The 26,526-nt window shown below is 63.6% G+C and carries 27 protein-coding genes; 17 read left to right on the forward strand and 10 right to left on the reverse strand.

What is annotated here, in order from left to right:
• Nucleotides 1-161 precede the first annotated feature (161 nt).
• The 11 genes from J8I29_RS14615 (at nucleotide 162) to J8I29_RS14665 (ending at nucleotide 12,241) form a co-directional block, all read left to right on the forward strand.
• Complete coding sequence (locus tag J8I29_RS14615; protein WP_209432222.1) at nucleotides 162-1,703, forward strand: ABC transporter substrate-binding protein; 1,542 nt, start codon at nucleotides 162-164, stop codon at nucleotides 1,701-1,703.
• Between the two features lie 182 nt (nucleotides 1,704-1,885).
• Nucleotides 1,886-2,827, forward strand: a complete 942-nt coding sequence (locus J8I29_RS14620) for an ABC transporter permease (RefSeq protein ID WP_209432223.1) — start codon at nucleotides 1,886-1,888, stop codon at nucleotides 2,825-2,827.
• Nucleotides 2,827-3,690 carry an ABC transporter permease gene (locus tag J8I29_RS14625; RefSeq protein ID WP_209432224.1) on the forward strand — a complete coding sequence of 288 codons (864 nt, stop codon included), beginning with the start codon at nucleotides 2,827-2,829 and terminating at the stop codon, nucleotides 3,688-3,690. Before J8I29_RS14620 ends, J8I29_RS14625 begins: the two co-directional genes overlap by 1 nt.
• Before the next feature lie 3 nt (nucleotides 3,691-3,693).
• A complete protein-coding gene (locus J8I29_RS14630; RefSeq protein WP_209432225.1) occupies nucleotides 3,694-4,917 on the forward strand; it encodes an amidohydrolase/deacetylase family metallohydrolase in 1,224 nt (407 codons plus the stop codon).
• Nucleotides 4,918-4,925: 8 nt separating this feature from the next.
• Nucleotides 4,926-5,933: an ABC transporter ATP-binding protein gene (locus tag J8I29_RS14635; RefSeq protein WP_209432399.1), complete on the forward strand. Its 1,008-nt coding sequence runs from the start codon at nucleotides 4,926-4,928 to the stop codon at nucleotides 5,931-5,933.
• A complete protein-coding gene (locus J8I29_RS14640; RefSeq protein WP_245197016.1) occupies nucleotides 5,930-6,922 on the forward strand; it encodes an ABC transporter ATP-binding protein in 993 nt (330 codons plus the stop codon). Before J8I29_RS14635 ends, J8I29_RS14640 begins: the two co-directional genes overlap by 4 nt.
• Nucleotides 6,923-6,956: 34 nt before the next feature.
• Entirely contained in the window at nucleotides 6,957-7,448 is a 492-nt protein-coding gene (locus J8I29_RS14645) for a RidA family protein (RefSeq protein WP_209432226.1), read from the forward strand.
• A 35-nt stretch (nucleotides 7,449-7,483) separates the two neighbouring features.
• Complete coding sequence (locus J8I29_RS14650; RefSeq protein ID WP_209432227.1) at nucleotides 7,484-8,683, forward strand: aminotransferase class V-fold PLP-dependent enzyme; 1,200 nt, start codon at nucleotides 7,484-7,486, stop codon at nucleotides 8,681-8,683.
• A gap of 64 nt (nucleotides 8,684-8,747) precedes the next feature.
• On the forward strand, nucleotides 8,748-9,563 hold the full coding sequence (locus J8I29_RS14655) for an IclR family transcriptional regulator (protein WP_105863703.1): 816 nt from the start codon (nucleotides 8,748-8,750) through the stop codon (nucleotides 9,561-9,563).
• Between the two features lie 401 nt (nucleotides 9,564-9,964).
• Entirely contained in the window at nucleotides 9,965-10,735 is a 771-nt protein-coding gene (locus tag J8I29_RS14660) for a TerC family protein (protein WP_209432228.1), read from the forward strand.
• A gap of 849 nt (nucleotides 10,736-11,584) precedes the next feature.
• Nucleotides 11,585-12,241, forward strand: a complete 657-nt coding sequence (locus J8I29_RS14665) for a response regulator transcription factor (RefSeq protein WP_209432229.1) — start codon at nucleotides 11,585-11,587, stop codon at nucleotides 12,239-12,241.
• Between the two features lie 223 nt (nucleotides 12,242-12,464).
• Here J8I29_RS14665 and J8I29_RS14670 read toward each other — a convergent pair whose 3' ends face one another.
• From J8I29_RS14670 to J8I29_RS14715, 9 genes are all read right to left on the reverse strand, one after another.
• The gene (locus tag J8I29_RS14670) at nucleotides 12,465-12,860 is read right to left on the reverse strand and encodes a hypothetical protein (RefSeq protein WP_209432230.1); all 396 of its coding nucleotides are present in this window, start codon (nucleotides 12,858-12,860) and stop codon (nucleotides 12,465-12,467) included.
• A gap of 211 nt (nucleotides 12,861-13,071) precedes the next feature.
• The gene (gene yghX / locus J8I29_RS14675) at nucleotides 13,072-13,959 is read right to left on the reverse strand and encodes a YghX family hydrolase (RefSeq protein WP_209432231.1); all 888 of its coding nucleotides are present in this window, start codon (nucleotides 13,957-13,959) and stop codon (nucleotides 13,072-13,074) included.
• 1,134 nt (nucleotides 13,960-15,093) lie between these two features.
• The gene (locus tag J8I29_RS14685; RefSeq protein WP_146126964.1) at nucleotides 15,094-15,363 is read right to left on the reverse strand and encodes a hypothetical protein; all 270 of its coding nucleotides are present in this window, start codon (nucleotides 15,361-15,363) and stop codon (nucleotides 15,094-15,096) included.
• Nucleotides 15,364-15,618: 255 nt separating this feature from the next.
• Nucleotides 15,619-16,245 (reverse strand): hypothetical protein, encoded by a 627-nt coding sequence (locus J8I29_RS14690; RefSeq protein ID WP_245197018.1) that lies wholly within the window; start codon nucleotides 16,243-16,245, stop codon nucleotides 15,619-15,621.
• Nucleotides 16,246-16,277: 32 nt separating this feature from the next.
• The gene (locus J8I29_RS14695) at nucleotides 16,278-17,123 is read right to left on the reverse strand and encodes an ABC transporter permease (protein ID WP_209432233.1); all 846 of its coding nucleotides are present in this window, start codon (nucleotides 17,121-17,123) and stop codon (nucleotides 16,278-16,280) included.
• Entirely contained in the window at nucleotides 17,123-17,869 is a 747-nt protein-coding gene (locus tag J8I29_RS14700) for an ABC transporter ATP-binding protein (protein WP_209432234.1), read from the reverse strand. Before J8I29_RS14700 ends, J8I29_RS14695 begins: the two co-directional genes overlap by 1 nt.
• Nucleotides 17,870-17,930: 61 nt before the next feature.
• Nucleotides 17,931-18,419 (reverse strand): SRPBCC family protein, encoded by a 489-nt coding sequence (locus J8I29_RS14705; protein ID WP_105863712.1) that lies wholly within the window; start codon nucleotides 18,417-18,419, stop codon nucleotides 17,931-17,933.
• Nucleotides 18,420-18,468: 49 nt separating this feature from the next.
• On the reverse strand, nucleotides 18,469-19,443 hold the full coding sequence (locus tag J8I29_RS14710) for a YVTN family beta-propeller repeat protein (RefSeq protein WP_209432235.1): 975 nt from the start codon (nucleotides 19,441-19,443) through the stop codon (nucleotides 18,469-18,471).
• A gap of 38 nt (nucleotides 19,444-19,481) precedes the next feature.
• On the reverse strand, nucleotides 19,482-20,690 hold the full coding sequence (locus J8I29_RS14715) for an ABC transporter substrate-binding protein (protein ID WP_245197020.1): 1,209 nt from the start codon (nucleotides 20,688-20,690) through the stop codon (nucleotides 19,482-19,484).
• A gap of 297 nt (nucleotides 20,691-20,987) precedes the next feature.
• Between J8I29_RS14715 and J8I29_RS14720 the strand changes: the two genes are divergently transcribed.
• The 6 genes from J8I29_RS14720 (at nucleotide 20,988) to J8I29_RS14745 (ending at nucleotide 25,354) form a co-directional block, all read left to right on the forward strand.
• A complete protein-coding gene (locus tag J8I29_RS14720; protein WP_181161252.1) occupies nucleotides 20,988-21,476 on the forward strand; it encodes a DUF2380 domain-containing protein in 489 nt (162 codons plus the stop codon).
• A 69-nt stretch (nucleotides 21,477-21,545) separates the two neighbouring features.
• A complete protein-coding gene (locus J8I29_RS14725) occupies nucleotides 21,546-22,259 on the forward strand; it encodes a (5-formylfuran-3-yl)methyl phosphate synthase (RefSeq protein WP_348536020.1) in 714 nt (237 codons plus the stop codon).
• On the forward strand, nucleotides 22,256-22,855 hold the full coding sequence (locus J8I29_RS14730; protein WP_209432238.1) for a uridylate kinase: 600 nt from the start codon (nucleotides 22,256-22,258) through the stop codon (nucleotides 22,853-22,855). Before J8I29_RS14725 ends, J8I29_RS14730 begins: the two co-directional genes overlap by 4 nt.
• Nucleotides 22,852-23,409: a flavoprotein gene (locus J8I29_RS14735; protein WP_209432239.1), complete on the forward strand. Its 558-nt coding sequence runs from the start codon at nucleotides 22,852-22,854 to the stop codon at nucleotides 23,407-23,409. Before J8I29_RS14730 ends, J8I29_RS14735 begins: the two co-directional genes overlap by 4 nt.
• Nucleotides 23,388-24,782 (forward strand): DUF6513 domain-containing protein, encoded by a 1,395-nt coding sequence (locus J8I29_RS14740; RefSeq protein WP_209432240.1) that lies wholly within the window; start codon nucleotides 23,388-23,390, stop codon nucleotides 24,780-24,782. Before J8I29_RS14735 ends, J8I29_RS14740 begins: the two co-directional genes overlap by 22 nt.
• Before the next feature lie 2 nt (nucleotides 24,783-24,784).
• A complete protein-coding gene (locus tag J8I29_RS14745; RefSeq protein ID WP_209432241.1) occupies nucleotides 24,785-25,354 on the forward strand; it encodes a DUF447 domain-containing protein in 570 nt (189 codons plus the stop codon).
• Between the two features lie 36 nt (nucleotides 25,355-25,390).
• On the opposite strand, the gene J8I29_RS14750 is transcribed toward J8I29_RS14745, so the two are convergent.
• Entirely contained in the window at nucleotides 25,391-26,515 is a 1,125-nt protein-coding gene (locus J8I29_RS14750; RefSeq protein WP_348536021.1) for a hydantoinase/oxoprolinase family protein, read from the reverse strand.
• Nucleotides 26,516-26,526 lie beyond the last annotated feature (11 nt).

A 26,526-nucleotide genomic window follows, 5' to 3' on the forward strand; every position in this document is an offset into this window, starting at 1 on the left:
CAGCGGCAAATCCAGGGTGCGTTCAACAACAAGGTGCAGCTTCCCGGCCAGCCCTGTGGAGGCCGGGCGAGACGAACCAGCTTGACCGGATCCGGCATTGAGGGCATAACGATACACAAATAAGTTATAGATTACATAATAATGTAACATGGGGATACGATATGGGACGCCTGGCGCGATTGACTGCCGTGCTTGCACTGACACTGCTTCCGGCTACCGGACCGGCATGGGCTGATGCCGCCAAGGGCGGCGTCATCGATGTCGCCACCGTCGGCGAACCGCCCACGCTCGACCCGATGGCCTCGACCGCCGATCTCGTGGGCATCGTCTCGCAGCACATCTTCGAAACGCTTTTCACCTTCGACAAGGATTGGGGCGTCACTCCTCTGCTCGCCGCCGAGATGCCGAAGATCTCGGCCGACGGCCTGACCTACACCATCCCCCTGCGCACCGGCATCAAGTTCCATGACGGTTCGGTGATGAACTCCGCCGACGTCATCGCCTCACTGCAGCGCTGGACGAAGATCGCCACGCGCGGCAAGCAGACGGCGGAAATGATCGCCGCCATCGAGGCGACCGACGATCACACCGTCACCATCAAGCTCAAGAAGCCCTATGCGCCGCTGCTGGCCCTGCTCGCCTTCAACAATGCCGCGGCGATCATCATTCCGGCCAAGAATGCCGGGCAGGATCCCCTGACGAGCTTCATCGGCACCGGGCCCTACAAGCTCAAGGAGCGCAAGCCCGACCAGTTCATCCAGCTGGCGCGCTTTGACGACTACGCTTCCCGCCCGGGTGAGCCCAATGGCTATGGCGGCGCGCGCAAGCAATATCTCGACGAGATCCGCTTCGTGCCGGTGCCCGATCCCAATACCCGCGTCGAGGGCGCCGCCGCCGGCCAGTTCGCCTATGTCGACTCCCTGCCCGTCGAGGCTTTCGACAAGATTTCCAAGGGCAAGACCGCCCCGGTCCTGCTGAAGCCCTTCGGCTGGCCGGTCCTGTTCATGAACAACAAGGAGGGCCTCGCCTCCGACATCCGCATCCGCAAGGCGATCCAGGCGGCACTGGCGCCGCAGGACATGATGCTGGCCGCCTTCGGATCGGAGGAATTCTTCTCGGTCGACGGCGCCCTCTATCCCAAGGATTACAAGTGGCATACCGAGGAAGGAACGCAGCCCTACAAGCCGGAGGGCGACGTCGAGGCCGCCGCCGCCTTGCTGAAGGAGGCCGGCTATGACGGCTCCAAGCCGCTGCGCATCCTGACCAGCCGCCAATATGAGTTCCACTACAAGCTGGCGCAGGTCGCCGCCGAATATCTCAAGGCGGCCGGCTTCAAGGTTCAGCTCGACGTGGTGGAATGGGCGACGCTGACCAAGAACCGCACCGACCCCAAATTGTGGGACATCTACATCACCCACAGCCCCTTCCTGCCGGAGCCGTCCCTGACCGGCTTCATGTCGGACACCTCGCCCGGCTGGTGGGTCTCGGACAAGAAGCACGAGGCGCTCGGCGCCTTCAATGCCGAGTCCGATCCCGCCAAGCGGCTGGCCCTCTGGCCGGCCGTCCAGAAGGCTTTCTATGACGAGGCGCCCGCCTTCAAGGTCGGTAATTTCAATGCCCTCGCTGCCCAGGCCCCAAACTTGAAAGGCGTCACGCCGGCCCCCTGGCCCTATTTCTGGAATGCCTATCTGGAAGGAAAGTGAGATCTCCAGCGTGCCGAACTAGATCTGTCATTCCCGGCGAGGCCAACGGCCGAGGAAAAGAGATGACGGCTCAAACGTCATAGCTCCCTTCTCTCCCCAAGGGAGCTCGAGAGCAGGTACCGGCCGACATCCGACGCCGGTGCCCGCGATCTTCCGGCCTCGAACAACGCAAGGCTCCATCGATGCTGCGCACGATTCTCCACCGCCTCCTCGGCATGATCATCGTGATGGCCCTCGTCGTGACGATCGTGTTCATCATCGTCCGGGTCACGCCGGGCGACCCGGCCGCCATGATGCTCGGGCCCGACGCGTCCGAAGCCGATATCGCCGCCTTGCGCACCAAGCTCGGCCTGGACGGCCCGATCATCACCCAGTTCGCCTATTACGTCCTCGGCCTCGTGCAGGGTGATTTCGGCCAGTCGATCTTCCTCAACCAGCCGGTGACGCAGGCCCTCGCCGCCCGCGCCGAGCCGACCTTCTTCCTCACGCTGTTCTCGCTGCTGATCGCCAGCATCATCGCCCTGCCGGTTGGCATCCTCTCGGCCTATTGGCGCGGCTCGCTGTTCGACCAGGTGGCGACCACGCTTGCCATGTTCGCCGCCAGCGTGCCGAGTTTCTGGCTCGGCCTCGTCCTGATGCAGATCTTCGCGGTGAAGCTCGGCTGGTTCGACACCTCCGGCTATGGCGGCCCCGGCGCGTCCTTTGGCGAGCGCCTCAATCACCTGGTCCTACCGGCAGTGGCCCTGGGCGTGGTCTCCTCGGCCCTGATCACCCGTTTCACCCGCGCCTCGATGCTCGACGTGCTCTCGGACGACTATGTGCGTACCGCCCGCTCCAAGGGCATGAGCGAATGGCGGGTGGTGATCAGGCATGCCTTCAAAAATGCGCTGATCCCGATCCTCACCGTCATCGGCCTCACCGCCGCGCTGCTGATCTCCGGCGCCGTGGTGACCGAGACCGTGTTCGGCGTGCCGGGCATCGGCAACCTCGTGGTGTCCGCCGTGCTCCGGCGCGACTACCCCGTGATCCAGGGAGCCCTGCTGGTGATCGCCGGGCTCTATGTCCTCGTCAATTTCGGCATCGACATGCTCTACCTCCTCATCGATCCGAGGGTGCGCTACTGATGGCCGCCATCTCCTCCTCCTACCAGGCGGCGCCCGGCCTGCTGTCCCGCCTGATCAGACGGCCGACCTCCTTCATCGGTCTTGCCGTTCTCGCCGTCATCGCCCTGGCCGCGATCCTCGCGCCGCTGATCGCCCCCTATTCGCCGACCAAGCTCTCGGTCGCCAATCGCCTGAAAGGTCCGAGCCTCGCCCATCTGTTCGGCACCGACGATCTCGGGCGCGACATCTTCACCCGCATGCTCTATGCGGCCCAGACCTCCCTGTCCGTCGGCCTCGCCGTGGTGGTGCTGGCCTCGCTGATCGGCATCGCGCTCGGCCTCACCGCGGGCTTCTTCCGTGAGGCCGACACGCCCCTCTCGCGTCTGATCGATGCGATGATGGCCTTCCCCGACATCCTCCTGGCGATCGCGCTGGTGGCCGCTCTCGGCGCCTCGGCCATCAACGTCGTCATCGCGCTCGGCATCGTCTACGCCCCGCGCCTTGCCCGCGTGGTGCGCGCCTCCACCCTGGTCATCCGGGAACTGCCCTATGTCGAGGCCGCCCGCGCCCTCGGCGTGCCGACCTGGAAGATCCTGCTGCGCCATGTCCTGCGCAACGTCACCTCGCCCCTGCTGGTGCAGGGCACCTTCATCTTCGCCAATGCCATCCTCGCCGAAGCGGGCCTGTCCTTCCTCGGCGTCGGCATTTCGCCCGACACGCCGACCTGGGGCACCTTGATCAGCGTCGGGCGCCAATTCATGGACAAAGCGGGCTGGCTCATGTGGTTTCCCGGGGCCGCCATCGTCGTCACCGTGCTGTCGCTGCAACTGGTCGGCGACGGCCTGCGCGATCTCCTCGATCCGCGCTTGGCAAAGGATATCTGAGCCATGATCGGCAACCATTTCCCCCGCGCCGACCGGCCGCTGCTCATCAAGGGTGCGAGGACCATCGGCTTCGCGGCCCCGGCCGGCACGCCCCTCGACATCCTCGTCGACCGGGAGGGCCGCATCGCCGAGGTCGCGGCCTCGATCGCCACCGGTGACGATATCCGCGTCCTCGATGCCGGCGGGGGCTTACTGTCGCCGGGCTGGACCGATCTTCACGTCCATGTCTGGTATGGCGGCACCGACATCTCGCTCCGCCCCGAGCAATGCGGCGCCGCGCGCGGCGTAACCACCATGGTCGACGCCGGCTCGGCCGGGGAGGCCAATTTCCACGGCCTGCGCGAGTTCATCATCGAGCCGGCGCGCGAGAACGTCTACGCCTTCCTCAATCTCGGCTCGATCGGCCTGGTCGCCTGCAATCGCGTCAGCGAGCTGATGGACATCCGCTCCATCGATTTCGAGCGCATCATCTCGACTGTCGAGAAGAACCGCGACGTCATCGTCGGCCTGAAGGTGCGGGCCAGCCACGTGATCACCGGCGGCTGGGACCTGACGCCGGTGAAGCTCGCCAAGAAGCTCGGCCGCGTCCTTAAGCTGCCGCTGATGGTGCATGTCGGCGAGCCGCCGCCGCTCTATGACGACGTCCTCGGCCTGTTGACGGAGGGCGACATCGTCACCCACTGCTTCAACGGCAAGGCCGGCAGTTCGATCCTGGAGGACGAGGATCTCTATCGCCTCGCCGAGGACGCGGCGGCGCGCGGCATCGTGCTGGATGTCGGCCATGGCGGCGCCTCCTTTTCCTTCGACGTCGCCAAGGCGGCCCTGGCGCGCGGCTTGCCACCCCGGACCATCTCGACCGACCTGCACAACCGCTCGCTCGACGGGGCGGTGTGGGACATGGCGACGACCATGTCGAAGCTGCTCTCGCTCGGCATGAAGCTGGAAGAGGTGGTCGCCGCCGTGACCACGGCGCCGCGCCGGGCCATCGGCCTTCAGGCGGATGGGCTGCTGGACAAGGGCCGGCCCGCCGAGTTCACCCTGTTCGATGTCGTCGACGCCGACATCGCCGTCAAGGACTCGCAGGGTGCGCTCAGCCGGCTCACCCGGGTGTTCGAGCCGCGCCAAGCCATTCTGGGCGCCGAGGCGATCGCCGCGCAGCGCTATGTCCCGGCACAGGCGCCGACGGCCGGCAAGCACGCCTGCCCTCATTGCGGGTGGCAGTCATGACGGGTTCGATCGCACCCGACACCATCCTCTCCGTCCAGGACCTGCGCACCTGGTTCGTCACCAAGCGCTTCGCCGCCAAGGCGGTGGATGGCGTGACCTTCGACCTCAAGCGCGGGCAGACGCTTGCCGTGGTGGGCGAATCCGGGTCGGGCAAGTCCGTCACCAGCCTGTCGATCATGGGGCTGCTCTCCAGGCCCGGCACCATCGCCGGCGGCAAGATCCTGTTCCGCGACAGGGCCGGCGGCGTGCACGACCTCGCCGCCTTCACGCCCCGCCAGTTCCGCCGCATGCGCGGCAAGGAGATCGCCATGATCTTCCAGGAACCGATGACCAGCCTCAATCCGCTCTACACGGTGGGCGACCAGATCGGCGAGATGATCGCCCTGCACGAGCCGGTCAACCGCCAGGAGGCCAGGCGGCGAGCGCTCGCCATGCTCAAGCATGTCGAGATCCCCGACGCCGCCTCCCGCCTCGACGACTATCCCCACCAGATGTCCGGCGGCATGCGCCAGCGCGTGATGATCGCCATGGCGCTCGCCTGCAACCCGTCTTTGCTGATCGCCGATGAGCCGACCACCGCCCTCGACGTGACCATCCAGGCCCAGATCCTCGACCTGCTGCGCCGTCTCCAGGCCGAGTTCGGCATGTCCATCCTGTTCATCACCCATAATCTCGGCGTGGTCGCCGAGATCGCCCATGATGTGGTGGTGATGTATGGCGGCCGGGTGGTCGAGCAGGCTCCGGTCAACGACCTCTTCGCCCGTCAGCGCCACCCCTATACCAGAGGCCTGCTCGCCTGCACGCCGGACGCGGCGCGTGACATCGATGCCAATGGCGAGCGGCAGGCCCTGCATTCCATTCCGGGCACTGTGCCGCCGATCACCGCTTTGCCGCCCGGCTGTGCCTTCGGACCGCGCTGCTCCATGGCGCTCAACGCCTGCAGCGCCGCCATTCCCGAGCTGGTGCCGACGGGTACGGCCAGCTTCTCGCGTTGCATCCGGAGCGCCGAGCTATGACGACTGCCCCCTCGCCCCAGGCCATGGCGGACACGCCTCTGCTCAGCGTGCAGAATCTCACCAAGCATTTTCCCGCCCGCAACGGGCGCATCGTCCACGCCGTCGAGGATGTCAGCTTCGATGTCCGCCGCGGCGCCACGGTCGGGCTGGTCGGCGAATCCGGTTCGGGCAAGACCACCGCCGGCCGTTCCGTGCTGCGCCTGGTCGAGCCGACCTCCGGCAAGGCCATCTTCGACGGAGTGGACCTGTTCGGCCTCGGCGCTAGAGAGATGCTGGCTTATCGCCGCCGGCTGCAGATCGTGTTCCAGGACCCCTTCTCCAGCCTCAATCCGCGCATGCGCATCTCGGCCATCATCGGCGAGGCGCTCGATACCTGTGGCTATCCCCGCGGCAGAGCCCGGGCCGAACGCGTTGCCGAATTGCTCAGCCTGGTCGGCCTGTCGCCCGACTATGCCACGCGCTTTCCGCATGAATTCTCCGGCGGCCAGCGCCAGCGCGTCGGCATTGCCCGCGCCATCGCGGTCGAGCCCGAATTCATCGTCGCCGATGAGCCCGTCTCGGCCCTCGACGTCTCGGTGCAGGCCCAGGTTCTCAATCTGCTCGGCGATCTCAAGAAGAAGCTGGGCCTGACCATGCTGTTCATCGCCCACGACCTCTCCGTCGTCGAATATCTGTGCGACGAGGTGGTGGTGATGTATCTCGGCCGTGTCATGGAGCGGGGACCGAGCCGGCAGGTCTATGCCGCTCCCCGCCATCCCTATACCAAGGCCCTGCTCGCGACCGCGCCGGTGCCCGACCCCACCCGCCGGCGCACGCGCGTGCCGCTGCAGGGCGATATTCCGAGCCCCATCGCCCCACCGTCGGGCTGCGTGTTCCGCACCCGCTGCCCCTCCGCCGCGCCGGCCTGCTCGACCACCATCCCGCCGGTCGAGCCTGTCGGCGGCGGGCACTACGTCGCCTGCATCCGCCAAGCCGAGCTCTTCGCATGACGACTGCGCTGTTTGCATTATTGGAGTGTTTTCAATGACCATTTCCGGGACGGTTCCGCGCCCGCACGCCTCGCCCTATGAGCGGCTGGCAGCCCTCGGAATCAAACTTCCCGTCGCGCCCGCGCCCATTGCCAATTTCGTCACCCATGTGCAGGAGGGCAATTTGCTGTTCCTGTCCGGCCAGGGGCCGAACCATGCCGACGGCCGCTCGCATACCGGCAAGGTCGGCGCCGAAGTCTCGATCGAGGAAGCCTATCAGCATGCCCGCCTGACCGGCATCAACCTGATCGCCGTGATGCAGGACGCGCTCGGCGATCTCTCCAGGGTGCGGCGGGTGGTCAAGCTGTTCGGCATGGTGAATGCGGCGCCCGATTTCGCGCAGCATCCGGCCGTGATCAACGGCTGCTCGGACCTGCTCATCGAAGTCTTCGGCGACAGCGGCGTCCATGCCCGTTCGGCGGTCGGCCAGGGCTCGCTGCCCGGCCAGATTACCGTCGAGATCGAAGCCATCGTAGCGATCGACTGAACCACTTCCACTTTCGCCTTTCGGAGCGCAATTCCATGCCCGCCAACGATATCCGCAGCCGCCTCGGCCTGAGGCCCGTCATCAACGTATCCGGGACCATGACCTCGCTCGGCGCCTCCATCGTGGTGCCGCCGGCCGTGGAGGCGGTCTCGGCGATCCTGAGCGAGTTCGTCGAACTCGGCGACCTCCATCGCAAGGCGAGCGCGGTGATCGCCAACCTGACCGGCGCGGAGGCCGGCTTCATCACCGCCTCCTGCTCGGCCGCGATCAGTCTCGCCGTCGCCGCTGCTATGACCGGCGCCGATCTGGCCGCCATCGAACGCCTGCCCGACACCACCGGCCTCAAGAACGAGGTGATCATCCAGTCCGGCCACATGGTCAGCTATGGGGCGCCCGTCGAGCAGGCGATCCGCCTTGCAGGCGCGAAGGTTGTCGCTATCGGACAGGCCACCAGCGCCTCGGCCTACCATCTGGCCGGCGCCATCACCGATCGTACGGCCGCCGCCGTCTATGTAGTCTCCCACCACGTCGTCGACTATGCGCAGATCCCGCTCAGAATCTTCGCGAAGGTCGCCCATGAACGCGGCATTCCTGTTATCGTCGATGCCGCCTCCGAATATGATCTCCAGGGCTTCCTGGCCGACGGCGCCGACCTCGTGCTTTATTCCGGCCACAAGTTCCTGGGCGGCCCGACCTCCGGCATCGTGGCCGGTCCCAAGGAGCTGGTGCGCAATGTCTATCTGCAGAACCGGGGCATCGGCCGCGGCATGAAGGTGGGCAAGGAAGGCATCGTCGGCACGCTGGCTGCCCTGCAGGCCTGGAAGACGCGCGATCACGATGGCATCCGCGCCCGCGAGCGCAAGGCCCTCGACTGCTGGGTGACGGCCCTCGACGGCAAGGCGGGCGTGAAGGCGGTGATCGTGCCCGACCCGACCAATAATCCGCTCGACCGGCTCCAGGTCTTCGTCGATCCCCAGGAAGCCCGCATCACCGCCTGGGACCTTGCCGACCGCCTTGCCGCCGGCGACCGCCCGGTGATCGTGCGCGATCACGAGGTCGAGCACGGTTATTTCTTTCTCGATCCCTGCAACCTGCACCCGGATGAAGAAGACATCGTGGCGGCCCGCCTCACCGAAGAACTCGAACAGGCCCGCAAGTCCAACCTGCCGATTGCCACCCCCTTCGAGGATCGCCTGCTGGCCAAAGAGGCCGCCATTCTGCAATGGCCGGATTGAGCCCTGCTTGTTCAATGCCGGGAGCGCGGCATAGAATGATGTGTGATGGAAAGCCCTGAATCCCATGTCCACGACAGCCCTCGAGCGTGACGATGCCAACGAAGGCGGTGCCACCCGGCGCCGCTCGCGCACCAGCGGCATCGACCGCGCCTTGCAGATTCTCGACTATCTGCAGAAGGTCGAGCGCCCCGCTACCGCCTATGAGATCGCGCGCGATATCGGCGCTCCGCTGTCGACGATCTACGTCATCGTCGACGACCTGGTGGAAAAGGAGATGCTCGACCGCCAGGATGGCGGCCTGCTCTGGCTCGGGCCCCGCCTCTACCATTACGGCCTGACCTATGCGCGCACGCTCGACCTGCTGACCGTGGCGGAACAGGAGATGCATGAGCTCGCCCAGAGTTCGGGCGAGACCATCCAGATCTGCGGGCGGGACGGCGACCACATGGTCGTGCTGGCCATGGAAGAGGGCAAGGATCATTTCCAGGTGACCTCGCGCGTCGGTACGCGCAGCCCGCTGAACTGGACCGCATCCGGCCGCATATTGGTCGGCCATCTGCCGGAAGCCGAGCGCCGTGCGATCTTCGCGCGCTCGGCGGTCGCCTCGCCGACCGGCCGGGCAGAGACGGACCAGAATGTCCTGGCGAAGATATCGGCCGATGCCCTCGAGCAGGGCCTTTCGATCCAAGCCGGCGATTCCGACTTCGCGGTCGCCTGCATCGCTGCTCCGATCCGCGACAATCAGGGCGCCTGCCGCGCGACGATCTCGATCGTGGTACCTGACCGAAAACTGGAGCAGAAGGACCCGGACCTGATCGCCCTGGTCAAGGCAAGCGCCCGGCGCATCGAAAGCCGGCTGGGATGGCACGCCCGGCGCTGAGGCTCATCCCGAGCTCTCGATGACTCCAACAACGAGCGTATCGAGCGCGCCAAAGCGCATATCGAGGCACAGACCGCTGCCTTCCATGCTGCGCGCGCCGACGAAATGCCTGAGCATCCGGTGGCGAGAATACCGCCGCCGCCCTGCAGCACACGTTGGGAGCCGGTCAGCCGTCGATCATGATAGGCCCGAGTTGATCGGCTTACGTCAGCCAAGCGACGGGAACTCGTAGCCGGTAGAGCAAAGTGCGATTCAATGAATTGCACTTTCTCCCCAACTCTTTGTTGTGACGCGTTTTCCAGTCGAAATGCCTGCCGATTTTTCTTAAAAATGCTCCAGCCGCCTTCCCGCCGATACCCTCAACCGTCCAACGCAACCGACGAGACTTGAAAGAGAGCCTTATGCCGGAAAGCCTGCTGCACCATTTCGACTGGATCACCAGCCCCGTCGGCTGGGCCGCCCTTGCGACGCTGGTCGTGCTGGAAGTGGTTCTCGGCATCGACAATCTGATCTTCATTTCGATCCTCACCAATAAGCTTCCCAAGCACCAGCAGGCGCGGGCGCGGCGTCTGGGCATCTCGGCAGCCCTGATCATGCGGCTGCTGCTGCTGGCGACGATCTCCTTCATCGTCCAGCTCACGCAGCCCGTGTTCACGCTATTCGGCCATGCCTTTTCATGGCGCGACCTGATCCTGATCGCGGGCGGCCTGTTCCTCGTCTGGAAGGCAACGAAGGAGATCCATCATACCGTCGACGTGGACGACGATAAGAGCAACATGGTCGGGGAGACGTTGCAGCTGTCCATGGCCGCCGCCATCTTTCAGATCCTGCTGCTGGACATTGTCTTCTCGATCGATTCGATCATCACCGCCGTCGGCATGACCGATGAAATCGCGATCATGTATATCGCCGTCATCGCGGCGGTTTCGGTAATGATGGTGGCAGCCGCGCCTCTCGCCTCCTTCATCGAGAAGAACCCCACCATCGTCATGCTCGCGCTGGGATTCCTGCTGATGATTGGCATGACGCTCATAGCCGATGGCATGGGCTATCATGTGCCCAAGGGCTACATCTATGCCGCGATGGGCTTTTCGGCGCTTGTCGAGGGGCTGAACATGCTGACACGCAGGAAAAAGGCCAAACGCCAAAAACAAGGCAACGAGACCCGGTGACCAAGCCGCGAGGCTCCAGCGGCTGGTCTTCGTCTAACCGCAATGTCGGCGTCCGGGATCGCCGGGCAATTGCGGTTTCGGGCCGCATACATTGTGCGGTGCCGGTGACCGGCTTGACGTGGTGGCACGTAACACGCGCTCAAGCCAGAGAGTAACCAGGGATTTCCATGGTCGTGCCGGATCCTTGCGACGGCAACCATACGAGCTTTGACGGCCCGAGGAAGAAGCCGTTCATCGGGGGACTAAAGTCTGGGTCTTTCAGACCCCGGGCCTCTTTCCTCTGAGTCACAAGCAGCGCTTGCGACGCGCGCGCCTTTGTTTCTGGCACGAATTGTTGATCTGCCGTTACGGTTCCACACGCAGTGCACAGTGTGGAAACAGAAAACAATCAGGTTCATAAATATGCATCAAAAAATGAGGCCTACGGAGCATAAGGAGAGCCTATTTTCTTTATTGCCCCCATAAAGATTGCTATCGCTAACAAGCACTAACAACTCGACATCGGATCTCGGCTTTTTATCGGCAGCAACTGAATAAACAAATATATAGTATATATTAATTAAATTTATTGATAATATCAATTATTTTTGCTTCATGGTCAGCGAAGTTCCTTATTATACCAATTTTATATTTAAAAATACATAAAACCCTTCCGAGAAAAGAGGAGAGTTTCAGATCGAGATGCCTTAGACGATCGGAGGGATCGATGATTATGGGGCCTGTTCCGAATGTGAGGATGACGACCCTTGGAAGAGAGGGAATGATCCGCTCCGGGGGCGTGCGCGTATCACGGCGTTGGGGGTTTATTCCTTCACGTTGCCTTGTCGGACAGTCGGACACACAAGAGACATGAAAATAAGATTCGCCTCCAATAACAAGCTCATAAGAGATTGTATAATTTCGTCCCTGAGGGCAACGGATATATGTATTTCGGAAACCGCCGAAGACGATGAAGCAACTTCAGAGGATCTGGTCGACAACGACATATTATTTATTTTTGTTGCGATTGGATTAAAGGATTTATTGGAGCTAATTTCGTCTCGCGAGCAGGAAGTGATGAAAATCGCGAGCACGAACAAAGTCATCATCATAACCGATGTCGAAGAGGGAGAGTATATCCGAAAATCGATGTTGCTCGGCGTGAACGGCTATATAACGATGAACCTGGGGTTCGAGATCGTGATGCCTGTGATACGAATGATTTGCGCAGGAGGAAGCTTTATTCCTGCCCACTGCTTCCTGTCTGCAAAGCAGACTATATACAACAGCAAGCAAGTAATTACTCAAGATAAAAATCTTACGGACAGACAGATCGAAATCCTGTCATTTCTCAAACAAGGAAAAAAATCCAAGGATATCGCTTCCATGCTGTCTATTTCAGAAAGCACGGTTGGCGTTCATGTCATGAATATAATGCGAAAGCTCGGAATCAAGAAAAGGAATGAAATGATGTCAATGCATGGGATCACGAATAACATCCCTAAATTCAACGCACTCCATTTATAAGAGAGTGATAAATTAAGTATCGAAAAATCCAATAATATTACTTAGGCTCAAACCTCCCGCAATCTGCGGATTGCGACAATATCGCCCGGGCTCGGCGACGTTCCTCAGACGACGACAACAACCGAGCCTGCCGCATATGGCGGTTTTCGATCCGACCGGGACCGGAGGGACGCGTCCATCTTGTTGAAATCATGAACGATATCCGAACAGCCTGGCTATCGTTCTAGGCCGCCCGGTTTTTCGACGCCATCAGGAGTTCAGCCTCGAGCAGCGCGAATTCGACCATGAGATCACCAACCGAGAGTTCGGGGTGCTTGTCCATGAACTGCCGGGCGCGCACCAGCATGGCCTCTTTGCCGAGGATCATCGCGGCTTCTAGGGGTGAAATCGAAGCACCGTCATCCTTGGCTCCGGCAAGCTCCTCGACATCGCCATTGGCGATGTGCTCTTGCCACTGAGCCTCCGTCATCTGCCCCGAGAGATAGCAGGCCCGCAGCAATTCGGGGTCCAGCTTTGGCGGATTCCGCATCTTAAATGCCCAATATCCAATAATATTCTGGTTGTTCGCATCCTCGGCAGGGCGACGGCAGCACATGTTGGATAAGTCGCGCCTGTTCAACACTAAGACAACCCACCTTGTAGGGAATTTTCCTCCCGTAGCAAAGAAATTGCAGAAAGTCAGATTAACTCGCTTGCCGGGCAATGGCTGCGATCGGGGGCCGGATGAAGCCATGCGATCGGGCGCCGAGGGTGTCCGGGGCTCTCTGCGATCCGGCCGACAGCGCAGCGCGTGAAGGGGCGCCGACATAAGGGTTTAGGGACAGAACGTCTCAGGCCAGATAGCGCCTGAACCAGGCGACCGTGCGATCCCAGGCGAGCTTGGCCGCCGCCTCGTCGTAGCGAGGGGTGGAATCGTTGTGAAAGCCGTGGTTCACGCCGGGGTAGATATGGGCCTCATAGGTCTTGCCGCCGGCCTTGAGCGCAGCCTCATAGGCCGGCCAGCCTTCATTGATGCGGGTATCGAGTTCCGCATAGTGGATCAGCAACGGCGCCTTGATGCGCGGCACGTCCTCGGCCTTGGGCTGGCGCCCATAGAAGGGCACGGCGGCAGCAAGCTCGGGATAGGCCACGGCCGTGGCATTGGCGACGCCGCCGCCATAGCAAAAGCCGGTCATGCCGACCTTGCCGGTGCCGGACTTGTGCTTCATCAGGAACTCGGTCGCCGCGAAGAAATCGTTCATCAGCTTTTCGGGATCGACCTTGGCCTGCAGGTCCCGCCCCTTGTCGTCATTGCCCGGATAGCCGCCGACCGAACTCAGGCCATCGGGAGCCAGGGCAACGAACCCCGCCTTGGCGACGCGACGCGCCACATCCTCGATATAGGGGTTGAGGCCCCTGTTCTCGTGGACGACGACCACGCCGGGGACGGGACCGGCCGCCTTGGCTGGACGCACGAAATAGCCTCTGACATCGCCATGCCCCTTGGGCGAGGGATAGGTGATGTATTCGGCCACGATGTCGGGGTCGGTGAACTGCACCTGCTGCGCATAGGCGTAGTTCGGACTCAGCGAGGCCAGAATGGCCGTTGCCGTCAGGCCGCCCACGGCGAATTTACCGGCCCGATCGAGGAACTCGCGCTTGGAGATCTTGCCATGCGCATAATAGTCGTAGAGCTCCAGAAGCTCCTGAGGGAAATCCTTGGCCGTCATGCGGGTCATCGATCGTCCCTCCCCTTTCCAATCCGGCAGCAGCCTACATGATCTTCGGGCGGCGGGTCTTCACAATGGCGAGAAGTGAGGTCGCCGGGGTGCGAGATCGCGAAGCCCGTACATATGGGCCGCCTATCGCCGGTCGTGCCGGAATTTTGCTGGCCCACGCAGGAGCACCAGATTATCCAGTCGGCTTTCAAAACACCGCCTGGCCGGAGAGCCTCCGCCAAGATTGCAGGGATCAACGCCAGCGCCGGCCGCCTTCGAGCAACTTCACCGGGCACCTTACGCTCCTAGAGCAAAGCGCGTTCAAGTATGAACGCTTATTTGCTCTAACTCGTTGTTCTGACGCGTCTTTGCGATTCTAGGTGACTCCGTCAAATCGCAAAACGCTATAGAGCGTTTTCTAGAAAAGTTGATAGACTTTTCGATTAAGAAAACGCGTCAAAACAAGGAATTGGAGAGCCGCGGGACTTTCAGGGAACCTTTCTTATAAAGGCTTAGGATGACGCCGCGCGAAGCGCTCCGGATCTGCAGCGCCAAACCGCTCGAAATTGCATCGTGCCTGGCTCAGAGACAGGAGACCATTGGGGCCTCCACGGACCTGACTGGCATCATGATCGTTCTGGCCGTCGTCCTCCCAGTGGCAGACTGGACAAACCTCGTAGCCACCGCGCTCACTTAGTGTCCAGTAACGGCAACAGGGGCACCGGAAGGAATTCGGGCCAGAGAGTCCGACGATGTGCTGCGAAGTCATTTGAAAGTCCCACCCGAAGACCTATTTGCTCGCCAAACCACTTCGATCGTGAGTCATTGACGCATCCCACAGGTTCTAATCGATAATATTACACATTTACTTCGCCTATAGGCGGTCAGGGATTTGCCAATCGAGGGTTCAGCGGGCCGATGGAGAGCTTTGCCCCGTGTACCGACGTCAGGAAAAAGGGCGCTTTCTGGCTAATACGGTTCACTTAAGCAGGAACCGCTCCGAATTTGTCATAGCCGGCTTGACCCGGCTACCCAGAAGCCGCACGGATGAACCGTCGGAGAGCTGGATTGCCGGGTCAAGCCCGGCAATGACAAAGGTCGAGCACCCCGAAACGCTTAAGTGAACTGCATTAGCCTTTCTGGCGCCCTTTCTCATCACGGCGTCACATATTCCGCTGCGTTGCTGAGATGGATCATGCATCCATCAGGATCGTTGTCCCGCATCAGGGCCACCGCCATGCCCAATTCCTCGGCTGCCGCTTCGTGTCTCAGCGGATCCCGGATCCCGTCCACGCTGAGCTGCATCTGCTGGAGCCGTGAGATGCTGCATTGGTTTTCCCGCGTGACCACCCCATTTGGAGCGGCAAGAGCGCTGGTTGCGAGGCCCAATGCGAGGGCCGCCGCGGCACAGACTGACTTGATCACTGGCCTTCTCCCTTGAAGCATAGCGTTTTGCGAGGAGACGGCGTCACCAGGAATCGCAAAACACTCAAGCCAATCCTTCGATTGGCTTGGAAACAAAGAATTAGAGCAAACAAGCGTTCACGCGCGCCTTGCTCTGGTGAAGAGCACCCCAAAGCCGAGGGTGCCCTTCCAAACCTCTGGCGAAAGGCCGTGTTCCACTTCATCCCGTCGGCCACGATGGGCCCGCGCGGTTCAGAGCGTCGACCGGGATCCCTGTCACAGACGCTGCTGGATGCGGCGAGCGATGTCGAACAGCCGGCGTTCGAGCAGGACCGGCGTCTCGCAGACATAGGTCAGGGAACGGCCGCGCTCTTCGAAAATGCGCTTGTCCCATTTGAGCTGCGTTTCGAGATCCTCGGTTTCCTTGCTGCCCGTCGCGCCGGGGGAATCCTTGGCGGCGCTGATCTTGTCGCTCTCGTCCCGGATGCGGTCGGCAAGCTTGTTCTGGCCGCGGGCATAGCGGCCGATGCCGCCCAGGATCTTATCGCGCTCCTCATTGACCAGTTCGAGCACGCCTGCGAACAGGCGCGTCAGGCGGATGTCCTTGTCCGCGCCGGCCTGCTGCACGAAACCGTCGAGCAGGCCGTCGACCTCCTCGATCGGCGTGCGGCGCGAAGCGAGCTTCTGGGCCATCGCCGCCGTATCGAAATCCTTGGTCCAGTCGCCGGCCGTTGCGATGTCCGGCCCGCTCCACACCACGCCGGCGCTGAGCGTGCCGACCTTGCGCTGGACGCAGGGCCAGTCGGGATCGGGCTGGGGTTGCTGGGCTTGCACTGCATGGCCCCAATCCACGCCGGCCGCCAGGATTACCATGAGCACGGCCGGCCGAAGGGTCCGAACCATGGACCTGCCAGATAGTGCGGGTCTGCCAAATCTCATGACGCTTCTCCTTTGGGGCCGCCGCGGCGCACCATCAGGCCGCGGGACGGGTCATAGGCGATGAGCGCGGCGGCGAAGAACAGCACCGTGGTGCCCACCACCACCGCAAGCGCGACCGGCTCGAGCCGGCCATAGAGAGCAAAGCGCACCAGCTCGACCCCATGGGTGAACGGATTGGCCAGGCAGGCCAGATAAAGCCCCTCGCTTGCCTCCCGGATGCGCCACAGCGGATAGAGCGCCGAGGAGGCGAAGAACATCGGGAAGATCACGAAGTTCATCACGCTGGCGAAATTCTCCAGCTGGCGGATCAGCGAGGACAGGAAGAGGCCGATCGAACCGAGCATCAGGCCGGTCAGCACCAGCGCCGGCAAGGCCAGGACATAGCCCTGCACCGGCGCGTCGACATCCCACCAGGCCGCGATCGCCAGGAAGACATAGACCTGCAGCACCGAGACCAGCACGCTCGCCGTGAGCTTGGCGGCCAGCAGCGACCAGCGCGGGAACGGGCTGGTGAGCAGAACCCGCATCGAGCCGACCTCGCGGTCATAAACCATCGAAAGCGAGGACTGCATGCCGTAGAAGAGCTGGATCATCACGGCCAGCCCCGGCACGACATAGGTCTCGTAGAGTACATAGGTCTCGTAGGGCGGCTGGATCGAGACCCCCAGCACGTTGCGAAAGCCGGCGGCGAAGATGAACAGCCAGATCAGCGGGCGCACCAGTGCCGAGAGGAAACGCTCCTTCTGGTTGACGAAGCGCAGCATCTCCCGATGCGCGATGCCGCCGAGGCAGACGAGATAGCCCGAAAAGCTCAGCCGCGAGGAAAGCGCCGCATCCGACATCAGGCGGCCTCCCTGTCGGTCAGGCGCCGGAAGGTTTCCGCCAGGCTGGCGCCACTGCGGGCGGCGAGCATGGCCGCCTTACCCTCGGCGACGATCCGGCCCCGATGCAGCACATAGACGTCGTCATCATTGGCGATCTCCTCGAAGATATGGGTCGCCCACAAAACCGCGATGCCCTCCTCGGCCACCAGTCGCCGCACGGTAGCTACGATATCGGCCCGGGCCGCAAGGTCGAGACCAACTGTCGGCTCGTCCAGGAGCAGGAGGCGGGGGCGATGCACCAGAGCGCGCGCAATCTCCACGCGCCGGGCCTGACCTCCGGAAAGTGTGCGAACCTTCTCGTCGGCCCTCTCGCTGAGGCCCACGCGCTTGAGAAGTGCGAGAATATGCTCGCGTACCGCCCGTCCGCCGAGACCGTGCAGGGCGGCGTGATAGGCAAGATTCTGACGCACCGTCAGATCGGCATCGAGCGTGCGAGCCTGGAAGACGACGCCGAGCTCCGCAAGCGCCCGCGACGGAGTGAGGTTGAGGTCATGCCCGTAGACCTCGACACGGCCGGAGCGGTTCTGATAGAGCCGCGTCACGATCGAGAACAAGGTCGTCTTGCCGGCGCCGTTCGGTCCAAGCAGGGCGACGAAGCGCCCGGCCTGCACCTCAAGGGAGACATCGGCCAGCGCTTCGCGCTTGCCGAAGCGGTGGCCGACGGCCGAAACCGAGAGCGCCGGCTTGTCCGTGCGAACCGTCATGGTCGATCCTCGCGCCGAGAAGGCGGCAGGATACACCAGGAACGGGCAGTCCGAACAACCATCACTTGCCCTTGAGCTTGGCCTTGAGCTGAAGCAGACCGGCCAGATAGATATCCGCCACGGCCTTGCGCGCGGCGTCCCCAGACACGCCCTTGGGATCGAAGGTCGAGGACCAGGTGATGGCGATCTTGCCCGGCTCGTCGTCTTCTTCCACCTTCAGCGTGGAGACGTAATTCTCGATCGGCAGGGGACTTTCGAGGATGGCATAGGTGTAGGACGTGTCCTTGTCGTCCCATTTGACCAGCTTTTCGACGAATTTGGCACCGTCCTTGGTGGTGAGGGTGCGGATCTTGGCGCCATCCTTCTCCGAAAGCTCGCAGGAGGCGATGGCCGGGTGCCAGGTCTTGATGCCGCAGAAATCGCCGATCAGGGCCCAGGCCTTGGCCGGCGTCCCCTTGCCCTCGACGCGATTGGAGTTCTTTTCCGCGAGGGCCGGGCCGCAGGCAAGGCCCAGTACCGTCAGGGCGCCGACAAGAGTTGCGATACGCATGGTCTTCCTCCCCAAGTCTTTCGAATCATCTTGCTGTTGAAGCGTCTGGTCAGTTCGGCGAGACCACCACGCCCCAGGGTGCCTCGCCGACCGGAATGGTCTTGATCACCTTCTGGCTTGCGACATCGATCACCGATACGTCGTTGGAATTGCCGTTGGTGGCGTAGAGATATTTTTCGTCCGGCGTGAAGGCGAGCTGCCAGACGCGCTGGCCCACCAGCAGATATTTCTCGACTTCGAGCGTCTCGCCATTGATCACCGCCACGCGATTGGCCGGCCCGAGCGCCACGAAGGCGGTCTTGCCGTCCTTGGTGACGCGCACGCCGACGGGCTGGATCGTCTCGGCCGTGACGCCGGGGATCTGGAACTCGATCTTCTTGAGGATCTTGCGGGTACCCGGCTCGATCACGCTGACGGTGCCGCCGACCTCGGAACTCACCCAGACCTTGGAATTGTCCTTGTTGAATTCGGCAAAGCGCGGGCGCGAATCGACCAGCACGCTATCGATCACCTGGAAGCTGGTGGTGTCGATGAAATGGGCCATGTTGGTGGTTTCTGAGGTATTCACCAGCACCTTGCCGTCAGGGCTGATGCCCATGCCCTCCGGCTCGACGCCGACGGGCACGGTGGCGAGCACCTTGTTCTCACGCACGTCGAGCACCGTCACCTGGGCATCGTCCTCATTGGCGATATAGAGGGGATTGCCGGAAGGGTGCAGGATGAAGAGCTCGGGATCGGGGCCGGACTGCAAGGTGCGCGCCACCTTCATCGTCGCCGTGTCGATCACCTCGACGCCGTCATCGTCGCTGGCGCACAGATAGAGGGACTTGCCGTCGTTGGAGATGGTGATGCCCCGCGGGCGCCGGCCGGTCGGCACGGTCTGCTTGACGGTCTGGGTCTCGGAATCGATCACGGTGATCGAATTGCCCTTCTCGTTGGAGACATAGACCGTATAAGCGTGCGCGGTTCCGGCCAGGCAAGCGGCCGCCAGCCCCAAAAAAGCAGCCTTGGCGAAATGCGGCATGATCGGTTCCTCTCCAGGCGGGCATTCCCGCAGCGCGTTCACGGCAAATGGCATTGGCTTTCCGGCTGATCGGCGCCGAGCGTATCGAGCACGCTGCGCTGATGCAGGTAGCCCGGCTGCGGCGACACCGAGACGATCGCCATCGGCTGGGCGATCAGCACCGGCTGGCGCAGCTGGTGGTCCCAGCCGCGGAAGCTCACCGGCACCCCCTTGAAGGCAGCCAGCTGAAATTTCGGATCGACAAGGAAGGCGGAAATCGCTGCCGGATCTGCCGACTTGGTTCGCGTGACCGCCTCTCCGACGGCGCGCACCGCGACCCAGGCCTGATAGTCGATCGGCCGCATGGTCCGCTTGGCGCGCTTGAAGAAGCGGCTCTGCAGCTGCGCCGAGCCCCAGGCATCCTGGGCGCGGTGCCAGGAGGTGGCGATCAGGCCCTGCGTGCCGGCGATGACCTTGGGATCCCAGGTGCGATAGCCGAGATAATCGCCGAAATCGGCCTCCTCGTCGGCCACCACCATGATGTCGTAGTCGACGCCGCGGCTGAACACCAAGGCATCCGATTGGGTGATGCTGTCGCCGCGGGCACGGGCGAGCGGGCCGAATTCCCAGGCCTTCTCGGCGACGAGAGTGAGGCCGAATTTCTTGGCCGACTGCTTGAGCGCATCGGCATAAAGCTTGTCCGCCCCGGTCGGCCCAAAGGTGAGAAAGAGCTTCATCCAGCGCTTGGTCGCCAGATATTGCACCAGCGCATCGGTCAGCATGGCCCGGCTCGGCGGGATGTGAAACAGATTGGCGCGGCAATCGGCGCCGCGCAGCCTGTCATCCTGCGCAGCGGCATTGAACACCAGGACCGGACGCCCCTTGAGGGCGTCGGCGACAGCCAGGAGTTCGTCCGCCGTCAGAGCGACCACCAGGAATTTCGCTCCTGCATCGGCCAGCCTGACGGCCGCCTCCACCGGCGACTGGCCCTTGTCCAGCACGGTCTGGTCCAGGACATAGCGCTGGCCGGAAAAGCGCCCCGTGGTGTTGTTGTCGTCGATGGCAAGCCCCGCGCCGGCAACGGCCTCGTCTTCCGGGGTAGGATCGAGTTCGTAAAGCGCAGGGGGCGGAGCCTTGTGGGTCATGACCCCGATGCGGATTTCGAGCGGTTCGGCCGCCCTTGCCGCGCCGCAGGACAGCACAGCCACAAAGACGAACAGCAAGGCTGCCATCAGGCTGGACAGGCTTTTTGAACTCGCAGCCGGCAACACATTTCGCTCCCGAACGCGCAGGCCTCTGCGTGCCTGCACGTCGGCAAGCTTACGCATTGCAATTGAAGGACGTCAACTTAATATACCTAAGAAAATTATAAGCTGAATACAGTCTGTACTAGCTTTCGTGTTCATGGCAATTTTTACAGAACGTGAACTGATATGCTCTCATAGAATATTCTTATTTACAAAGGGACTACTGTGCTTGATTGGATGTCCCTGATTGTAGGAACGCGTCGGCGCAGCTTGCAGTATTGGAGCGGAAGACCTCGCGGCCAACTGCGGCAGACAGGCATGACGGCGCTTGTTCTGCTGGCAATGGCTGCCGCTCTGCCCTCGCACGGCCGGGCCGGTGAGGCCGGTAAGGCCCTGCTCGCCCTGCCCTTCGGCTATCTCGACACCTCCGGCGAAGCATCCGACCAGAAGGAGGCCCATGCCGACCGGTTGAAGGCGATGTCGACCCGCCTGACCGACCGGCTGCAGGCCGGCGGCTCCTATCGCATCGTTCCGGCCACGCCGGGAATCATCGCCTGCGCCAGCAACGACCAGGATTGCCTGCTGGGAGAAGCGCGCAAGGCCGGCGCGGATCTCATCCTGACCGGCGCCGTGCACAAGACCAGCACCCTGATCTCGGCGATCTGGGTCGGTGTTTTCGATGCCAAGGACGGCAAGCGCACGTTTTTCCGGCAGATCAGCTTCCGGGGCGACACCAACGAGGCCTGGCAGCACGCCACGGATTTCGTCGCCGGCCAGTTGCAGGAAGAAGCACGGCAGGCGCGTTGAAAATCGCATGGTTGCCGCCGGCCGCCCATGCGGGCATTGTTAGGAAACAAGAAGGGGAAGTTGCGCATCGTGACCCGTTTGCTCGTCAGTGTCGTCGACAGCGCCGAGGCGCGGCTCGCCCTTGCGCATGGGGCCGATCTCATCGACGCCAAGGATCCGGACGCCGGCGCCCTGGGCGCGCTGCCCCTTGCTTCCATCCGCAGCATTCATGCCAGCCTGCCCGAGGGCATCGTCACCAGCGCCGTTGCCGGGGACGACGATGATGTCGAGCGCCTGGCCCGCAGCGCCCTGTCGGTCGCCACCACCGGCGTCACCTTCGTCAAGCTCGGCCTCGGCCGTGCCATGGCCCGACCCGCCGGTGTCGCCGCGCTTGGCCGGCGGCTCGCCGGGCAGGGGCGCTTCATCGCGGTGCTGTTCGCCGACGAAAACCCGCCGCTGACTCTGGTGGCAGCGCTGCATGAAGCCGGTTTTGTCGGCGCCATGCTGGATACGAGCCAAAAAAGAGGCATCCGCCTGCCCGATCTGCTGACGATGGACCAGCTGGGTTCCTTCGTGGCGGACTGTCGCCAGCTCGGACTGATGTCGGGGCTTGCCGGTTCCCTGCGCATCGAGGACATCGACCGGCTCGCCGCCCTCAATCCCGATTACCTCGGTTTTCGGGGCGGGCTTTGCCTGGCCGGCGACCGGCGCGGCCAGCTCGATCCCCTGGCCATCGGCAGTGCGGCCTACCGTCTTCAGGCCATCCGGCAAAGCCGGCAGGTTGATGGCGAGCAGGCCGCATGAGCCTGACCGTGGTCAAGATCGGCGGCAGCCTGTGCGGCTCGGCCCGCCTAGAGCGGCTGCTCGCTCAGCTCGCCTGTGAAACCGGGGCGTCGCTGGTGCTGGTGGCCGGCGGCGGTCCCTTTGCCGATGCGGTGCGCCAGGTGCAGGCGGCCATGCCCTTCGACGACGGGCTCGCCCACCGCCTTGCCCTCGACGCCATGACGCATCTGGCCGAGATATTGGCCACCCGCCACCCGCGGCTGACGACGGCCGGAGACAGAGAGGCGGTCAAGGCGGCGCTCCGCCAAGGCAGGCTCCCGATCTGGCACCCCGCCGAGCTGCGCGCCGGGCATCCCGATATCACCGAAAGCTGGGCGGTGACCTCGGACAGCCTGGCGGCCTGGCTGGCCGCCGAACTCGGCGCCGACAGGCTGATCCTAGTCAAGTCCGTCGACGCTCCAGCCGCTTCGACACCCGCCGCCCTGGCGGCAGCCGATATCGTCGATGCCCATTTTCCCCGCTACGCGGCCCGGTTCGCGGGCTCCATCCTGGTGGCGGGGCCTTCTGCCGATGCCGGCTTTCCCGCCCTGCTCTCCGTCCCCTGCGAGGCTTCATGAGCCGGCGTTATCAACAGCCACGCCTTGCCTGGGCCCTCACCGGTTCCGGCCATTACTTCACAGAATGCCTGGAGCTGATCCGCGAGGTGGGCGAGTGCGATCTCTTCGTCACCCGCGCCGCGGCCGAGGTGATCCGCATGTATCGCAAGCAGTTCGACGCGCTCCCCGAGGGCACGCGGCTGATCAAGGACACCACGGCCAGCGCCGCCCCGGTCGGCGCCTTCTACCATGGCGACTACCATACGCTGGTGGTGGCGCCGGCGACCTCGAACACCGTGGCCAAATGCGTGTTCGGCATTTCCGACACGCTCGCCACCAATGTCTATGCGCAGGCCGGCAAATGCCGTATCCCCTCGATCGTGTTCGCCTGCGACACGGCACCGGAAATGGAGACGCAGGCCCCCTCCGGCATGGTCAAGGTCTATCCGAGGCGCATTGACCTCGATAATGTCGAGCGGCTCAAGGACTTCGAGGCGACGACGGTGGTCGAAACCTATGAGAGCCTGCGCCAGGCGCTGCTGGAAAGGCTGAAATGCGTGAACGCCTCGCCCTGATCACCGGCCATCTCAGCCGCGCCAGGCTCGAGCGCACGATGACGGCCCTGGGCCCGGTTTCCTTCGACTGGCTGATCCTTGACGCCGGCGTCAAGGTCGCCGCCCTGATGACGGAGGAGATCATCCGGCGGCGCATCGCCTTGCCCGAGGGCGTCACCCGCATATTGCTGCCCGGCCGCTGCCGGGCCGACCTCGAGGCCCTCTCCGGCCATTTCGGCATTCCGGTAGAGCGCGGCCCCGATGAGATCGCCGACCTGCCGGCCTTTCTCGGCCGGGGCGGCCGTCCTCCCGATCTCTCGCGCCACGACGTCACCATCTTTTCCGAGATCGTCGAAGCCTCCCAGCTTTCGCCCGAGCAATTGCTGGAGCGCGCCCGCGCCATGGCCGCCAAGGGTGCCGATGTCATCGATCTCGGCGCGCTGCCCGATACGCCCTTCCCGCATCTGGAAGACAGCATCCGCCTGCTCAAGCAGCATGGTTTCAGGGTCAGCGTCGACAGCGCCGCTCCCGCCGAACTCAGGCGAGGCGCCGAGGCCGGCGCCGATTTCCTGCTGAGCCTCAACGAACACACGCTCGATCTCGCCTTGGGGACGCAGGCCATCCCCGTGCTGGTGCCCGTCGAACCCAGCGATCTCGCCTCGCTGCTGCGGGCCGTCGAGCGCATGGAAGAGGCGGGCCGGCCCTTCATCGCCGACCCTGTGCTCGATCCCATCCATTTCGGCTTTGCCGCCTCGCTTGCACGCTATGTCGAGTTCCGGCGCCTGAAACCGCAGGCCGAAATATTGATGGGAACCGGCAACCTCACGGAGCTGACCGAAGCCGACAGTCTGGGCCTCACCGCCCTCCTGATGGGAATCTGCTCGGAACTCGCCATCCGTCATGTGCTGGTGGTGCAGGTCAGCGCCCATACCCGCCGCACGCTGCAGGAGCACGACGCGGCACGCCGGCTGATGTTCGCGGCCAAGGCGGACGGCTCCCTGCCCAAGGGCTATGGCTCGGCCCTGCTTGCCCTGCACGACAAACGGCCGGTGGTAAGTTCGCCCGAGCAGGTGGAGCAGAATGCCGCGGCCGTTCGCGACACCAATTTCCGCATCGAGGTCAGCGATGACGGCATCCACGCCTATAACCGCGCCATCCATGCCCGCGGCACGGATGCCCTGGCCTTCTATCCGCAGCTCGACGTCGCCAAGGACGCGGCTCATGCCTTCTATCTCGGCACGGAACTGGCCAAGGCCGAAACCGCCTGGAGGCTCGGCAAGCGCTATGCCCAGGACGAGCCGCTCGATTTCGGCTGCGCCGCGGACAAGCCGGACGAAGACGCCACCGGTTTCAAGGCGCCGGGCCACACGCTGGCCGGCCGCAAGGAACAATAAAGATGCCGCGCATTCTCGAAACCATCGTGACCACCCTCAATGCCGATGGCAGCGCGCATCTGGTGCCCTTCGGCCTGATCGAGGAAGGCGAGCATTATGTTGTCGCCCCCTTCCGCCCCTCGCCGACCATCGCCAATCTGGAGCGCCATCCCTTTCTTGCCGCCGCGGCGCCGCTCGATATCAGGGTGATCGCCGGCTGCGTCACCGGGCGGCGCGATTGGGCGACCTGCCCCTGCGAGCGGATCGAGGGGGTCAGGCTGGCCGAGGCCTTGGCCCATATGGAGCTCGCGGTCGAGGCTATCGTGCCCGACGAGGTCAGGCCCCGCTTTCGCTGCCGCGTCGTCCACCAGGGCCTACACCATCCGTTCCTCGGCTATAATCGCGCCCAGGCCGCGGTGCTGGAAGCGGCCATCCTGTCGACGAGGCTGCATATGCTCAGCCCCGACAAGATCCGCACCGAAATGGATTACCTCCGCATCGCCATCAGCAAGACGGCCGGCGAGGCCGAGCTGGAAGCCTGGCAGTGGATCGAGGAAAAGATCCTGGCCGGGCCGACACCAGCTGGTTCGTAGGGTCGAGACGCGATCCCCGAGCCGGGAACGGCTCTGTCATCCCCGGCGAGCCACATCGTGGCGAGGGAAGGGGATGACGGTCTGATCGGCCGCGAGCAGCGCGAGCGACGCTGCCGGTGCGCAGGAGGAGACCCAGTAACTCTTCGCCCCCTCGGCGCTCGGCACCAGGTCGGCGAGATCGTGATAAGCGAGGCCCATGCGGGCCGCGAGCGCCTGCACCACGAAGCGGCCGACGCCGCAGCCCACCAGGGGCGGGCGTACCGCACCTTTGCGGCGCGACAGGATGCGGGCCGCGGCATCGTGGAGGCGGCGCAGCTGCAGCTCGGCGAAATGAGCCGCCAGCTCATTCCAGACATGATTGGCGGCCTCGCCCGCATCCTGGCCGACGACGCGCGCCAGCCGGGTCCGCGTGGAGGCGAGGCTCTTGTCGCGGCCATCGGCCGTATCGTGCTGGTCGGCCTCCTCGGGCAAGGTACCGAGCAGGCGATGGACATCGGCGATGGTGGCGAAATGCTCGGCGACCAGCGTGACGTCCTGCCCCTGGAAGGGCAGTCTTTCGGCGAGCGACATCAAGGGCGTGCGCACGACGCCGGCATAGACCAGTTCGCCCGACGCCAGTCTCTCGGCATCGGTATAGCCGATACCCGTGATTTTCCCGTCCTCGATCGGGATGAGATCGGAGGTGGTGGATCCGATGTCGATCAGCAGGGCATTCGGCAGACGGGACGCGACGAAGGCTGCGGTCGCATGCCAATTGGCCGAGGCGACATCCACCGCATGGGCAGCCGCGCGATGGGGCGGCAGGAAGCCCGCCCGTCCGCCATAGATGACGATTTCGCCCTGGCAATGCCGGGTGGCCCAATCGGTCAGGGCCGTCACGCCGGCGGCACGATTGTCGAACAGGGCGCTGAGCTCGCCGGTCATGGTCACCGCATGACGGCGCGCCTGCCGCGCCCAGGCCGGCAAGGCGGCAAAGGCTTCGTCGAGCACTTTGAGCCCCTGCCTGATCTGGTAGGGTTCCTGCGTCACTGCCTGGAGCCGGCCCTGTGCCACGCCGGCGACCTTGACGTGCACGCCCCCGAGATCCCAGCCCAGCACCAGGTCGTTCGTGGCGATCCCCGGATCATCATGCGCAGTGGAATCCATACCTGTCACTTTCACGGCCTGTTGCT

Origin of the sequence: Labrys sp. LIt4 (assembly GCF_017813775.1) — a bacterium.
Classification (GTDB): Bacteria; Pseudomonadota; Alphaproteobacteria; order Rhizobiales; family Labraceae; genus Labrys; species Labrys okinawensis_A.

Bases quoted from the DNA above. Each gene is read 5' to 3' on its own strand.
- J8I29_RS14660 (WP_209432228.1), top strand. From the start codon at position 9,965: ATGCCGGAAAGCCTGCTGCACCATTTCGACTGGATCACCAGCCCCGTC.
- J8I29_RS14700 (WP_209432234.1), bottom strand. From the start codon at position 17,869: ATGACGGTTCGCACGGACAAGCCGGCGCTCTCGGTTTCGGCCGTCGGC.
- J8I29_RS14620 (WP_209432223.1), top strand. From the start codon at position 1,886: ATGCTGCGCACGATTCTCCACCGCCTCCTCGGCATGATCATCGTGATG.
- J8I29_RS14625 (WP_209432224.1), top strand. From the start codon at position 2,827: ATGGCCGCCATCTCCTCCTCCTACCAGGCGGCGCCCGGCCTGCTGTCC.
- J8I29_RS14690 (WP_245197018.1), bottom strand. From the start codon at position 16,245: ATGGTTCGGACCCTTCGGCCGGCCGTGCTCATGGTAATCCTGGCGGCC.
- J8I29_RS14645 (WP_209432226.1), top strand. From the start codon at position 6,957: ATGACCATTTCCGGGACGGTTCCGCGCCCGCACGCCTCGCCCTATGAG.
- J8I29_RS14705 (WP_105863712.1), bottom strand. From the start codon at position 18,419: ATGCGTATCGCAACTCTTGTCGGCGCCCTGACGGTACTGGGCCTTGCC.
- J8I29_RS14695 (WP_209432233.1), bottom strand. From the start codon at position 17,123: ATGTCGGATGCGGCGCTTTCCTCGCGGCTGAGCTTTTCGGGCTATCTC.
- J8I29_RS14710 (WP_209432235.1), bottom strand. From the start codon at position 19,443: ATGCCGCATTTCGCCAAGGCTGCTTTTTTGGGGCTGGCGGCCGCTTGC.
- J8I29_RS14745 (WP_209432241.1), top strand. From the start codon at position 24,785: ATGCCGCGCATTCTCGAAACCATCGTGACCACCCTCAATGCCGATGGC.
- J8I29_RS14740 (WP_209432240.1), top strand. From the start codon at position 23,388: ATGCGTGAACGCCTCGCCCTGATCACCGGCCATCTCAGCCGCGCCAGG.
- J8I29_RS14665 (WP_209432229.1), top strand. From the start codon at position 11,585: ATGAAAATAAGATTCGCCTCCAATAACAAGCTCATAAGAGATTGTATA.
- J8I29_RS14720 (WP_181161252.1), top strand. From the start codon at position 20,988: ATGACGGCGCTTGTTCTGCTGGCAATGGCTGCCGCTCTGCCCTCGCAC.
- J8I29_RS14640 (WP_245197016.1), top strand. From the start codon at position 5,930: ATGACGACTGCCCCCTCGCCCCAGGCCATGGCGGACACGCCTCTGCTC.
- J8I29_RS14735 (WP_209432239.1), top strand. From the start codon at position 22,852: ATGAGCCGGCGTTATCAACAGCCACGCCTTGCCTGGGCCCTCACCGGT.
- yghX (WP_209432231.1), bottom strand. From the start codon at position 13,959: ATGACCCGCATGACGGCCAAGGATTTCCCTCAGGAGCTTCTGGAGCTC.
- J8I29_RS14730 (WP_209432238.1), top strand. From the start codon at position 22,256: ATGAGCCTGACCGTGGTCAAGATCGGCGGCAGCCTGTGCGGCTCGGCC.
- J8I29_RS14650 (WP_209432227.1), top strand. From the start codon at position 7,484: ATGCCCGCCAACGATATCCGCAGCCGCCTCGGCCTGAGGCCCGTCATC.
- J8I29_RS14615 (WP_209432222.1), top strand. From the start codon at position 162: ATGGGACGCCTGGCGCGATTGACTGCCGTGCTTGCACTGACACTGCTT.
- J8I29_RS14655 (WP_105863703.1), top strand. From the start codon at position 8,748: ATGTCCACGACAGCCCTCGAGCGTGACGATGCCAACGAAGGCGGTGCC.
- J8I29_RS14630 (WP_209432225.1), top strand. From the start codon at position 3,694: ATGATCGGCAACCATTTCCCCCGCGCCGACCGGCCGCTGCTCATCAAG.